The organism is Ameyamaea chiangmaiensis, from assembly GCF_013376175.1.
In the GTDB taxonomy this organism is placed as follows: domain Bacteria; phylum Pseudomonadota; class Alphaproteobacteria; order Acetobacterales; family Acetobacteraceae; genus Ameyamaea; species Ameyamaea chiangmaiensis.
Genome location: NZ_JABXXR010000084.1, coordinates 1 through 12,212 on the forward strand (window position 1 = coordinate 1; position 12,212 = coordinate 12,212).

Consider the following 12,212-nt stretch of genomic DNA (forward strand, 5'->3'; position numbering starts at 1 on the left):
CCTGCGCAATGCCTGCCGTTCGTTGCAGCGCCTTCTGCCGGCGACGTCCGATGACAGCGCCGAGTCCGAACAGCAGCGCCAGACACGCGCGGCACTCGACGCGCTGGAAAACGCAGAGAATGCCCTGGCGGACGCGGAGACCATGCTCTCGCGCCTAGCCGCCGAGGCCGAGGCCGACCCGCGTCTGCTGGAACAGACCGAAGAGCGTCTGTTCGCTCTGCGCGCCGCCGCGCGCAAGCACGGCGTGCCGGTGTCCGAACTGCCCGGGCTTCTGGCCGCGTTCAGCCAGCGTCTAGCCGGGCTGGACTCGGGCAACGCGCGGATCGAGGCGCTGACGGCAACCGTGACCGCCGAACGCGCGCGTTTCGAGGACAAGGCGCGCGCCCTGTCCGCCGCGCGCGAGAAAGCCGCCCGGAAGCTCGAAACCGCCGTGATGGCCGAGCTCAAACCGGTCCGGCTGGAACGTGCGCGCTTCATCGTCGATTTGCAGCCGCTGTCGCCCGAAGAATGGAACGCGCGCGGCATGGAACAGGCCGGGTTCCTGATAGCCGCCAATCCGGGCCAGCCGCCGGGCGCCTTGGCAAAGGTTGCCTCGGGCGGCGAACTGTCACGCCTGATGCTGGCGTTGAAGGTGGTCCTAGCGGGACGATCGGCGGTCCCGACGCTGATTTTCGACGAGGTCGACTCCGGTGTCGGGGGCGCCACCGCCGCCTCGATCGGGGACCGGCTGCATGCCGTGGCCCGCGACGTGCAGGTGCTGGTCGTGACGCACAGTCCGCAGGTCGCCGCCCGTGGCAACCAGCATCTGCGGATCGAAAAGACCGTGCGCGGCAACCGCACGCAGACCAGCGCACGCCCCCTGCCGGACGCGGACCGGCGCGAGGAAATCGCACGCATGCTGGCCGGCGACGTCATTACCGAGGCGGCCCGCGCCGCCGCCGACAGCCTGCTGGACAGTCGCCCGTGAACACCGCACGCAGCAGCCGGACGCTGCCCCCCGAGACCCTCAGCGCCGAACAGGCCGAGCGCGAACTGCGCCGTCTGGCCGGGGTGCTCGCCACACTCGACACCGCCTATCACACCCACGACGCCCCGCTGGTGTCCGACGCGGAATATGACGAGCTGCGGCGGCGCAATGCGGCCATAGAGGACCGCTTTCCGGAGTTGGTCCGTTCGGACAGCCCGTCCCTGCGCATCGGCGCTCCTACCGAAGGCGCGTTCGGCAAATATCGCCATCGCGTGCCGATGCTCTCGCTCGACAACGTGTTCGATGCGGACGAATTTGAGGCGTTCGTCACCCGCGCGGCGCGCTTTCTCGGCCTTGACGTGGAGCGCTCGGGCGCTTTGTCTTTTGTGGGCGAGCCGAAGATCGACGGGCTGTCGATCAGCCTGACCTACGAAAACCGCGCACTGGTGCGTGGCACGACGCGGGGCGACGGGCAGGAGGGCGAGGACGTCACCGCCAACCTGCGCACGCTGCGCGACATCCCGACCACCCTGCCCGCCGACGCGCCCGACCCGATCGAAATCCGCGGCGAAGTGTTCATGGCCAAGGACGCGTTTCTCGCCCTGAACGCGGCACAGGTCGCGTCCGGACAGAAGCCGTTCGCCAACCCGCGCAATGCGGCGGCCGGGTCGCTGCGGCAGCTCGACCCGGAGATCACGCGCGGTCGCCCTCTCGCGTTCTTCGCCTACGCGCAAGGGTATAGCGATCACCGTGTCAGCCCGTCGCACTGGGCGTATCTTCAGCGTCTGCGCGACTGGGGTTTCCGGGTCAACGAACTGTCACGCCATCTGGGCAAGGCGTCCGAGGCCGAAGCGTTCATGGAGGCCATCGGCCGCGAACGTTCGGGGCTGTCCTATGACATCGACGGGGTCGTCTTCAAGATCGACGACGTCGCGTTGCAGGAGCGGCTGGGCTTCGTCGGTCGCACGCCGCGGTGGGCGGTTGCGTGGAAATTCCCGGCCGAGCAGGCCATCACGCGGCTGGAAACCATCGAGATCCAGGTCGGTCGCACCGGCGCGCTGACACCGGTCGCGCACCTGGAGGCCGTCAATGTCGGCGGTGTGCTGGTCACGCGTGCCAGCCTGCACAACGCCGACGAAATCGCCCGCAAGGACGTGCGTCCGGGCGATCTGGTGATGCTGCAACGCGCCGGAGACGTGATCCCGCAGATCCTCGGCCGGGCCCCGGCCTGCCCCGACGACCCGCCGCGCGCACCGGCCTTCGTCTTTCCCGACCGTTGCCCGGCCTGTGGCGCGCGCGCCGAACGGCCCGAGGGCGAGGTCGTGCTGCGGTGCACGGGCGGTCTAAGCTGCCCGGCGCAGGTCGTCGAAAGGCTGGTGCACATGGTCTCGCGCACCGCCTTCGACATCGACGGCCTTGGCGAACGCTCGATCCGCGAGTTTCATGACGCCGGCCTGCTGACCAGCGCGCCGGACATTTTCCGTCTGCCCGGGCATGAACAGGCGATCGCGGCCCGCGAGGGCTGGGGGGCGGTATCGGCCCGCAATCTGGTCCGCGCGATCGACGCCCGGCGCACGATCGGCCTTGCGCGCTTCATCTACGCGCTGGGCATCCGCCGCATCGGCGAGGCCAACGCACGATTGCTGGCCCGTCATTACGGCACGTATGACATCTGGCATGCTCAGATGCTCGCGGCCGTGGAGCCGGACTCCGACGCGCGCGCGACGCTCGCCAGCATCAACGGCATCGGCGCCGCCATCGCCGAGGAGCTGACCGGCTTCTTTGCCGAGCCCCACAACCTGGACACGCTGGCGGCGCTGCGGGCGCTGCTGACGATCCAGGCGGAAGAGGCCGCCCACGGTGGTCCCCTGTCGGGCAAGATCATCGTTTTCACCGGGACGCTGGCGACGATGGCGCGCCCCGAAGCGAAAGCCATCGCCGAACGGCTGGGGGCGAAAGTCACCGATTCCGTTTCGAAAAAGACGGATTATGTGGTGCTGGGGGCCGACAGTGGCTCCAAGGCCCGCAAGGCGCAGGAACTCGGCGTCGCAACGCTTGACGAGGCCGGATGGCGCACGCTGGCCGGCTTGCCGGAGGCGGAGCCCCCCCGCGCGTAAGCCCGCAGGTGCGGCGGGGTCAACCGAAGGCTTTCATATCCGCCTGACTGGCCTGTGCCGACTGGGCCTCGATGAACATCTTGGACACGCGCGGGAAGCGGGCCTTGGTCTGTGCCTCGATCTCGGACACATGACGTTCGACGGTCTCCGCGGAGACGCGATCGTCCCAGTCGATCGACAGCAGCACGATGACGGCGTCCGGGCCCCGATACTCGGTAATCACCTCATTGACCCCCGTCACATCGGGGATCGAGCGCAGGATCGACCGCACGCCCTCGGTCACGACGCGCGAGGATTCGCCCACGATCAGCGAACGGGTTTCGTTGAACAGGACGCACGACACGCCGATCAGCAGCACGCCGGTCAGGAGCGACCCGATCCCATCGAACACCGGGTTGCCCGTAACGGCGGTCGCCAGCGTCGCGACGGCTGCGATCAGAAGGCCGATCAGCGCCGCGCCGTCCTCGCACAGGACGACGAACAGCGCGGGGTCGGGACTGCGCAGGATCATGCTGAACAGCGTATCGTCCGGCCGGCCGGCCGCGCGCAGCCCCTTGACCGCCATCACGAAACCCTGGCTTTCCAGCGCGCCGCACACCACCAGCAGGATCAGGTTGACCAGCCACGCATGGAGGTGCCGGCCGAGGATGACGTAATCGGACAGCGGCTCGGGCGAACGCACGCGGTCCAGTCCCTCGCTCAACGCACTGACGCCGCCGCCGGCGAAAATGAACAGCGCGACGACGAAGCTCCAGAAATAGATTTCACGGTGATAGCCCAGCGGGTGACGCTCGTCCGGCGCCCGGCGCGCGCGTCGGATGCCCAGAAGCATCAGCAACTGGTTCGCGCAATCGACGAAGGAATGGATTGTCTCGGCGAACATCGCGGCCGAACCGCTCAGCGCGCTGGCGATCGCCTTGACGATGGCGATGCTGACATTGACCAGCAATGCCGCAAGAACGACGCGCGTCGAGCCGTGATCGGACATTCCGTCGTGCTTTCTGATCCCGTGGGTGCAACGAACAGGACATCCCGCAAACGGAAAGCCCCAGGCCCATCCTTTAGGAGAAATACGCGGCGCTGTCTTGCCACGCGGTGACGTCGGCTTTTTCCTGACGAAACACGCCTCCGTCGCGATCGACGCGCCTGCCCCGGCTGCACCACAGGCGGCGAAGCACCGGCCAAGGCACAGGGAAACCTATGTGTAGTCGCGGATGTCAATCCCACGCATGCCCGCTGCCCGTGCCGCCGTCAGGCCCTCGTGGCTGTCTTCCAGAACCACGCAGGCTTCGGCGGCCACGCCGAGCCTGCGTGCCGCGAGCCGGTAGACATCAGGCGCGGGCTTCGGACGCTCGACATCCTCGATCGTGGTCAGTGCCTGGAACAGCGGCAGAAGGCCGGTGGCGCTCAGTGACCGCTCGACGACCGCGCGCGAACCGCTGGAGGCAACACCCAGCGGTATCCGCCCGTGATACCGTCGCGCCACGTCGGCCACCGAGCCAATTTCCCGGACTGTCGGCATGGCTTCGATCACGCCCGCGCGGGCGGCGGTGATGATGCGCTCGGCATCGACCGTCCGACCTGTTTCCTCGGTAAATGCCGCGATCAGCAGCCGCTCTGACAGGCCACCCCGTCCCGTGAACCAGGACGGTGGCAGGTCGATCCCCTCCACCGTCCGGAACGCCGCACGCCAGCCGTGAAGATAGAGTGGCAGGGTGTCGACCAGCGTCCCGTCGCAATCGAAGATCAGCGCGCCCGCGTCATCGGGAATCGGGATCATGGAAAGCCCGAGCGCTGGAAAGGCTGCGGCTCAACGATCTCGCGCAGGGGCGCGAATTCGTGCTTTGAAAAGCTGCGGAGCCGGATCACCGCGCCGGGCTGAGGTTCGATGAAGACTGTGTCGTTCCAGTCCGGACCGCTGATCCCCAGCCACAATGTCATGGTCATGGGCGGCGGCGGCGGCTCGCCCGGCCTGCCGACGGGCTGAAGCGTATAGAGCGCATCCCCCGACGACGGCGGCGTCTGGCCCAGCGGACCCCACCCCGACCGGTGCGCCGCCAGCCAGTCATTGATCCGCGCGATCTCGTTGTCGGTCAGCGCGCGGTGTGTGCGCATGGGGCCGGCCGTCAGGGTGCCGCTCTGGATCTTGGGAAAATCGAGTGGCCGGAAATTCGGCACGGCAAATGACCAGAGCAGTATGACGGTGCCGATCACCAGCACCACCAATCCGATCAAAAGCCCCTGTTCACGTTTCATCCGCCCGTAGTCTCCCCTGCTTGCTGCGCCGTCTCAGGCCTGTCTGATCGCCACGATCACACGCGCGACCTCGTCGTCCGTCAGCTCGGGATGAATCGGCAGCGCGAGGATGCGCCGGGCCAGACCCTCCGAAACGGGCAACGCCGCGCCATCGTGATGGTCGCGATAGGCCGGTTGCAGGTGCAGCGGCAAGGGGTAGTAGATCGCACTGGGGATGTTGTCGGCGCGCAGCTGCGCCTGAAGCCGGGTCCGCGCGGCCTCATCCTCGGCCAAAATGGCGTAGATCGCCCACGCCGAACGGCTGTCGGAGACACGCACCGGCGTGCGCACGCAGTTCTGCAGCCCCGCGTCATAGGCCTGCGCGATGGCATCCCGGCGGGCCAGCTCCTCGTCGAACACGTCGAGCTTGGCCAGCAGCACAGCGGCCTGGATCGTATCGAGCCGCCCGTTCATGCCCGTCCGCAGCACCTCGTAGCGCGCCTTGCCCTCGCCGTGGGAGCGCAGCGAGCGATACAGCGCGGCGCGCTCCGGATCGTCGGTCAGGATGGCGCCGCCGTCGCCATAACCGCCGAGCGGCTTGGAGGGAAAGAACGACAGGGTGGTCGCCAGTGCCTCGCGCCCCAGCTTGCGCCCGTCCAGCGACGCGCCGAACGACTGCGCGCAATCGTCGAACAACAGCAGGTCGTTCGCCGCCGCGACTTCGCGCAACGCGTGCCAGGGCGCGGGCTGGCCGAACAGGTCGACGCCGACGATGGCCCGGGGCAGCAGTCGCCCCGTAACCCGAATTTCGGCAATACGCAGGGCAAGATGGTTCGGATCGATCTGGAACGTGTTCGGATCGACATCGACGAACACCGGTGTCGCCCCCAGCACCAACGGCACCTCGGCCGTCGCGGTGTAGGTGAAGGCAGGCAGGAACACCGCATCGCCCGGACCGATTCCTTCAGCCATCATGACGATCTGCAACGCATCCGTGCCCGATGACACGCCGACGCATTCGGTTGCCCCGGCATAGGCCGCCAGACGCGATTCGAGCTCCGCGACCTCCGGCCCCATCACAAACTGGCAGTGGTCGAACACCGCGTCGACCCGCTCGCGCAAGGCGGAGCCCAGGCGCCGCTGCTGGCTCTTGAGGTCGAGAAACGCGATCGGTGCTCCAGCGGTCATGCCTGGATGCTCCTGTCCTGGGCGTCGGCCGGGGCGCTGCGTGTCGCCCGTCCGTCGCTGTTGTGTATGAATTCCGGCACGAGCGCCGACAGACGCGCCTGCGCGGTGGCCGCATCGCCCGTGCGCGCGGCCGTCACGATGCCATCCAGAGCGGCCTTGACCGCCACGAGATCGACCACACGCGGCACCGCCATCAGAAGGCCGGGATTGTCGGTCGCCAACGGGGCCTCGCGTCCATGAAACAGTTCTTCGTAAAGTTTCTCACCGGGACGCACGCCCGTAAAGCGGATGGAGATGTCGATATCGGGACGCAGGCCCGCGAGGCGGATCATTTGTCGCGCCAGATCCACGATTCGCACCGGCGGCCCCATGTCGAGGACGAAGATGCCCCCCGCGCGCAACCGCTCGTCCGTGGCCCGCTGCATCGCACCGTCCGCGGCTCCCGCACCATGGTCGTCGCGCGTACCCCGCACACTGGCCTGCAACACCAACCCCACGGCCTCCGGCACGGTCATGAAATACCGGCGCATGTCCGGATGCGTGACCGTCAGCGGACCGCCCTGCTCCAGCTGCCGACGGAACAGGGGCACGACCGAACCGGTCGACCCCAGCACATTGCCGAACCGCACCGTAACGCAGCGCATCGACCGCGAATCACCCTGCCGCGCCACGATATCGAGCGCCTGGCAGTACAGCTCGGCCGCGCGTTTGGTCGCCCCCATCAGGCTCGACGGGTTGACCGCCTTGTCGGTGGAAATCAGCACCATCGCCTCGACCCCGGCGCCTGTCGCGGCATCGGCCACGACGCGCGTGCCCTCGATATTGGTCAGGACGCCCTCGCAGGGGTTCGCCTCGACCATCGGCACATGCTTCAGGGCCGCGGCGTGAAACACCAGCGCGGGTCGATACCGGTCCATGATGGTACGGATCCGGCCCGCGTCGCGCACATCGGCCAGCAGCGCGACGCGTGGCACGTCCGGCACCCGCTCGGACAGCTCCAGGTCGATTGCCCACAACGCATATTCGCTGTGATCAAGCAGAAGAAGCCGCCCGGGACGCAGCCGCGCGATCTGCCGGACCAGCTCCGATCCGATCGACCCGCCCGCGCCGGTCACCAGGATCGTGCGCCCACCGATCATCTGCGCCATGCCCGCGTGATCGAGCGCAACCGGCGGCCGGTTCAGCAGGTCCTCGATCGGGACCGGTCGCAGCTCGATCCGGTCGGCGGCGCGCAATGCCGTCAGATCGGGCGTGCGGGAGACGAGGATGCCGTGCGCCTCCGCGGCCTTAAGGACGGCGGCCAGCGAGTCTCCGCGCACTTCCGGATCGGTGATGACGATTTCCTGCGGCAGACGTCGGCGGGCTGCCAGCCGGTCGAGACACGCCACGATGTCGCGCTCGTGCCCCAGGATCGGCACGTTGTGGATGCGCTGCCCCGCTTCGCGCGTACGGCTGATCAGGCCGACCACGCGCAGTCCCTGCCCGGCCAGACGGTGGCCGCGCAGAAACAGGTCCGCCATTGCGTCCGACCCGACCAGAACCGCGCGGCGCGCGCCGGTCACGCCCGGCCGTGTCGCCATCACCCGTGTCGCGACGCGAACGCCGCCCATCATGACCAGCAGCACAAGCGCGTGAATCAGCGGAAAGGTCAGCGACGGGAGCGGAAAGCCGGTCGCCAGGAGCCCGAGCGAAAACAGGGCGGCGCTGGCAACGGATGCCGTGGCGATCCGCAGCAGGTCGGCAAGACCGGAAAACCGCCAGTATTGCTGCTGGATTCGCAACGGGACCGCCGCCACGAACAGGGTGACGGCCCCACCGGCCACGAACCAGAGCGGATGCAGCAGACCGCCCTGCGGCTGCGCCAGCCAGCGGGCGAGAGGGGCTGCAACCCCCGCGACGACACCGTCCACGATCAGGTTCACCGCCACCCGGCTGACCGCACGCACCGGTGCGGGAGGGGACGACGGCTCGGAACGTTGCGGTGACATGGCCGTGACCCTATAGCGTAGCCGAAGAAAAGCCAGATCGCGTCACACCCGTCCCGGCGCACGGATTGTAACACCGGCCATGCCCGCATCCATCCCCTCTTCCACGCTGCCCGTTCATGCCCCGGCGATATTGGGCATCGGAGCGCTGCTCGGCGCGGCATTGTCGGCCCTGCTGGTGCGGCGGATGATCCGGATCGCGGTCCTCGACCACCCGGTGGAGCGCAGTTCCCACACTCGTCCGACGCCAAAAGGCGGCGGTGTCGGCATCATAGCGGCACTCGTGACCGGCGCGGTGTTGCTGCATCCCGCCTTGGGCCTGACACTTCCGCCTTCGGTGGCGGTCATGCTCCTTGCCGTGGCGGCGCTCTCGGTGGTGTCGTGGCTGGACGATGTCCATCAGTGGCCCGCGACGACCAAGCTCGCCGCGCAGGCGGCGTGTTCCGTGATCGTGGCGCTGGCCTGCGCGCCACTGGCCCCCGGCCCATTCCTCGTCTCGTTCCTCTGGCTCATGTTCGTCACCAACGCCGTGAATTTCATTGACGGACTGAACGGTCTGGCCGCGGGCTGTTGCGCCATCGGCGCGTTTGCCATCGCATGGTGCGCGCCCACCCCCACCCTGATCGTCGAGGCCACGGCGCTGAGTGCCGGCATACTCGGCTTTCTGCCGTTCAATTTTCCACGCGCACGCATTTTCATGGGGGATGTCGGCAGCCAGGGCGTGGCGCTTGCCCTCGGCGCGATGGCTCTGCAGGCGCTACGCCCCGACGATCACGGCCTGGGGCTGCTGCCCGCCGCTCTGGCCCTCGGGATCGTGCTGTATGACGTCGCCTTCACGCTCGTGCGACGCGCGCTCGCCGGAGACGCGCTGATGCAGGCCCATCGCGGGCATCTGTATCAGCTCGCGCAGCGCAGCCTTTTGCCCGCGACGACGGTGACAGGTCTGTATTGGGTGATAAGTGCATGGGGCGCGTGGTGTGCCGCAACCCTTAGCCCGCTTCACGCCACGCTCGCAGCACTGGTGCCACTGCCGCTCTGGACGGCCGTCGTGTGCCGACAGGCCCGGAGGACGCTGACGACCGCGTGGTAACGCGGCCGCGCTGCCCCCGGACCCGTCGATCAGGTCAGTTCTTGATCGTCAGTTCGATACCCTGAGCGGCGGCCGCCAGACGGGCGCCCTTGGACACGGTCTCGATCTTGATCGCGACGCCGTTGCCGTTCTTCAAAACCTGGCCGCCGAGACCGTCGCCCGCCGTCGCCTCGCCATTCACGGCGGCGTAGGTGCCGTCGAAATCACGCAGGTGAGACAGGTTGTACACGGTTCCCGTTCCGATGACCTTGGAATAGCCGACGGCCGCGATCGTGCCGCCCTTGACCGTGAAATGATAGGTGTGATGGCCATAACGCAGCGTGCCCTCACCCCACGTGTAGCCCACGCCCACATCGGCCGACTTCACGGTCAGCGTCACCTTGCCCGCCGGTGTCCCCAGCGCGTCTTCGGCACGGGCGCTCATTCCCAGCGGTGCCGCGGTAGCGACGGTCATCAAAGTGGCAGCGGCGATCGTGGAAAACTTCATCATCTCTTCCTCCTCCAAGCAGAGCGGGCACCGGCATCGGCGGCCTATGGCCCCGGTCTGCTGAACTCTCGACACCAGCCCGTCATTCCGGCGGGCCGTCTCTTGCACGGTCCGGCACTCGGATCGGGCAGCGGTTTGTATAACGCGGCGACACATCGAACCGATGCACGGAGGAAGAATAAAAAAAGAGGTGTTTTTGTGCCCGTGACGACACATTTCCGCCGGGACCTGTTCTCGACCGTTCGTACCGAGAACGGCCGCTTGAGCGGTATACTGGGGCTAAAACACGACGACCCGCCGCGAGCAGTGGCTTGCGGCGGGTCGTCGTGTTGGTCAGTCCGTCGCGACGGGGCGCATGACGCACGCCCCGATGGCGTCAGCCGGCAGCGCGGCGACGGGCGGCCGACACCGGGGCCGGAGCCGCCTTGGACGTGTTGGCAGCTTTCGGAGCGTTGGCGGACGCCGCCTCGACCATGACCGAACGCAGCTCACGCAGCATGGCAGCGCCCTTGAGCGTGCGCTGGACCAGAACCGAGCGGCGGTCCATCGGGTCCACCTTGCGGCGTGCCAGGTCGAGTTCGCCCAGGCGGTCGAGGGCGCGGGTGATGGCGGGCTTGGACACGTTCAGCGCCGCGGCGAGACCGCGGACCGTGTGCGCGCCGTCCTCAAGATAGCAGGTCAGGAACACGGCCAGCTGACGGGCCGAAAGGTCAGGGCCATCGCGACGGACGGTCGAGACAATGGTATCGCGCAGTGTGCCGACCAGATGGTCGCTCGCGGCATTGGGATGGGCCATAGGAAAACTCCTGTCTTGGATATTCGAACGCTGCACGGCGCCGCGTTCGTAGCGTGCCCTTTTTTTAAGCACATACAGATTAATTGGTGACCGTTCATATAGGCGGTCGTTACGACCTTGATAAGTGCTTTTACCGAAATTAGTTCAATCTCGATATCGTTTGTCATGAACCTGACCCGTTAGTCAGATGAAAAATTTTCAATATCGCATCGAAAAGTGCCCGCAAACTAGGCGTTTCACCGCCCTCGGGCCGTGCAAATCGGGCATTATCGTTCCAGGCATAGGTGTCGACATGTGCCCAGCGCGTACCTGCCGTAACAAAAATTTCAAGAAACAGGGCTGCCGTCACCGCCCCCGCGAAGGGCCTGGAGGACACATTCGACACGTCCGCGATCGTGCTGCGCATCCAGTCGCCGTACTCCTGATGCAAAGGCAGCCGCCACAGGGGGTCGGACCACGAGTCGCCGGCGGACAGAATCGCCTGCGCCAGCGCGTCATCGTTACTGAACAGGGCCGGCAGGTCAGGCCCAAGCGCCACACGCGCCGCACCCGTCAGGGTCGCCGCATCCAGCAGCAGGTCAGGCCGCGCCTCGCACGCCTCGGTCAGCAGGTCGCACAACACCAGCCGGCCCTCGGCGTCTGTGTTGCCGATCTCCACCGTCCGTCCGGAACGCGTCCGCACCACATCGGACGGGCGCATGGCCGCGCCCGAGATGCTGTTCTCCACACATCCCAGACGCACCTCCAGACGAATCGGCAGGTCGCGCGCCATGATCACATGCGCCAGAGCAAGCATCAGCGCCGCGCCGCCCATATCTTTTTTCATCTTCAGCATGCCGGCGGCGGGTTTGATGTCATAACCGCCCGTGTCGAAGCACACGCCCTTGCCCACCAGCGACAACAGCGGCGCACCCGCACCCGCGCGGCTGCCCTGCCAGCGCGCCACGACCACTCGCGCCCCGCGCTCCGACCCCGCGCCGACATGGGCCAGCATCGGATACGCACGTGCCAACGCGGTCCCCTTGATCAACGTCACCTGGGCCCCGAGCGCCGAAAGAGCCCCGCGCGCCGCCTTGGCCAGTTCCTCGGGCCCCAGCGCATTGGGCGGCGCGTTGACCAGGTCCCGCCCCAGATAGACCGCCTCGGCCAGGGCGACGCCCAACTCTCCCTTGCGGGCCGGAACACTCAGCCGCGCCGGCGCGCGCCTCGCCCTTTGCGTTCCCTCGGCCGCAAAGCCGTAGGCCCCCATGCACCAGCCCAGAACCACATCGTCGAACGCGACCGTCTCCGGCGCCGCGACGCGCCAGTCGCCCTCGGGCAGACGCTGCGGCAGGGCCCCGAACGGCA

10 protein-coding genes and 1 pseudogene are annotated in these 12,212 nt (G+C 67.5%); 3 read left to right on the forward strand and 8 right to left on the reverse strand.

The genetic code is table 11. The features are described from left to right. Together HUK82_RS17200 and ligA are read left to right on the forward strand one after the other, a co-directional pair. Positions 1 to 967, forward strand: a pseudogene (locus tag HUK82_RS17200) (DNA repair protein RecN); the annotation flags it as partial. A 23-nt stretch (positions 968 to 990) separates the two neighbouring features. Next, a complete protein-coding gene (gene ligA, locus HUK82_RS10695) occupies positions 991 to 3,084 on the forward strand; it encodes an NAD-dependent DNA ligase LigA (RefSeq protein WP_212647893.1) in 2,094 nt (697 codons plus the stop codon). A gap of 19 nt (positions 3,085 to 3,103) precedes the next feature. On the opposite strand, the gene HUK82_RS10700 is transcribed toward ligA, so the two are convergent. From HUK82_RS10700 to HUK82_RS10720, 5 genes are all read right to left on the reverse strand, one after another. Next, positions 3,104 to 4,072: a cation diffusion facilitator family transporter gene (locus HUK82_RS10700; protein ID WP_176613944.1), complete on the reverse strand. Its 969-nt coding sequence runs from the start codon at positions 4,070 to 4,072 to the stop codon at positions 3,104 to 3,106. A 210-nt stretch (positions 4,073 to 4,282) separates the two neighbouring features. After that, complete coding sequence (locus tag HUK82_RS10705; protein WP_176613945.1) at positions 4,283 to 4,864, reverse strand: HAD family hydrolase; 582 nt, start codon at positions 4,862 to 4,864, stop codon at positions 4,283 to 4,285. Next, positions 4,861 to 5,340, reverse strand: coding sequence for a hypothetical protein (locus tag HUK82_RS10710; protein WP_176613946.1), 480 nt, complete (start codon positions 5,338 to 5,340; stop codon positions 4,861 to 4,863). The genes HUK82_RS10705 and HUK82_RS10710 overlap by 4 nt, the downstream gene beginning before the upstream one ends. Positions 5,341 to 5,373: 33 nt before the next feature. Further along, the gene (locus tag HUK82_RS10715; RefSeq protein ID WP_176613947.1) at positions 5,374 to 6,507 is read right to left on the reverse strand and encodes a DegT/DnrJ/EryC1/StrS family aminotransferase; all 1,134 of its coding nucleotides are present in this window, start codon (positions 6,505 to 6,507) and stop codon (positions 5,374 to 5,376) included. Continuing rightward, positions 6,504 to 8,495 carry a polysaccharide biosynthesis protein gene (locus tag HUK82_RS10720; RefSeq protein ID WP_176613948.1) on the reverse strand — a complete coding sequence of 664 codons (1,992 nt, stop codon included), beginning with the start codon at positions 8,493 to 8,495 and terminating at the stop codon, positions 6,504 to 6,506. The genes HUK82_RS10715 and HUK82_RS10720 overlap by 4 nt, the downstream gene beginning before the upstream one ends. Before the next feature lie 79 nt (positions 8,496 to 8,574). Here HUK82_RS10720 and HUK82_RS10725 point away from each other — a divergent pair, with 79 nt between their 5' ends. Then, positions 8,575 to 9,582 (forward strand): glycosyltransferase family 4 protein, encoded by a 1,008-nt coding sequence (locus HUK82_RS10725; protein WP_176613949.1) that lies wholly within the window; start codon positions 8,575 to 8,577, stop codon positions 9,580 to 9,582. Between the two features lie 34 nt (positions 9,583 to 9,616). On the opposite strand, the gene HUK82_RS10730 is transcribed toward HUK82_RS10725, so the two are convergent. The 3 genes from HUK82_RS10730 to HUK82_RS10740 form a co-directional block, all read right to left on the reverse strand. Then, positions 9,617 to 10,069, reverse strand: a complete 453-nt coding sequence (locus tag HUK82_RS10730) for a hypothetical protein (protein ID WP_176613952.1) — start codon at positions 10,067 to 10,069, stop codon at positions 9,617 to 9,619. Positions 10,070 to 10,445: 376 nt separating this feature from the next. Beyond that, positions 10,446 to 10,865: a MarR family transcriptional regulator gene (locus HUK82_RS10735; RefSeq protein WP_176613950.1), complete on the reverse strand. Its 420-nt coding sequence runs from the start codon at positions 10,863 to 10,865 to the stop codon at positions 10,446 to 10,448. A 163-nt stretch (positions 10,866 to 11,028) separates the two neighbouring features. Beyond that, positions 11,029 to 12,212: leucyl aminopeptidase family protein (locus HUK82_RS10740; protein WP_176613951.1), on the reverse strand; the 1,184-nt coding region annotated here is incomplete at its 5' end.

Bases quoted from the DNA above. Each gene is read 5' to 3' on its own strand.
- HUK82_RS10700 (WP_176613944.1), bottom strand. From the start codon at position 4,072: ATGTCCGATCACGGCTCGACGCGCGTCGTTCTTGCGGCATTGCTGGTC.
- HUK82_RS10705 (WP_176613945.1), bottom strand. From the start codon at position 4,864: ATGATCCCGATTCCCGATGACGCGGGCGCGCTGATCTTCGATTGCGAC.
- HUK82_RS10710 (WP_176613946.1), bottom strand. From the start codon at position 5,340: ATGAAACGTGAACAGGGGCTTTTGATCGGATTGGTGGTGCTGGTGATC.
- HUK82_RS10715 (WP_176613947.1), bottom strand. From the start codon at position 6,507: ATGACCGCTGGAGCACCGATCGCGTTTCTCGACCTCAAGAGCCAGCAG.
- HUK82_RS10720 (WP_176613948.1), bottom strand. From the start codon at position 8,495: ATGTCACCGCAACGTTCCGAGCCGTCGTCCCCTCCCGCACCGGTGCGT.
- HUK82_RS10725 (WP_176613949.1), top strand. From the start codon at position 8,575: ATGCCCGCATCCATCCCCTCTTCCACGCTGCCCGTTCATGCCCCGGCG.
- HUK82_RS10730 (WP_176613952.1), bottom strand. From the start codon at position 10,069: ATGAAGTTTTCCACGATCGCCGCTGCCACTTTGATGACCGTCGCTACC.
- HUK82_RS10735 (WP_176613950.1), bottom strand. From the start codon at position 10,865: ATGGCCCATCCCAATGCCGCGAGCGACCATCTGGTCGGCACACTGCGC.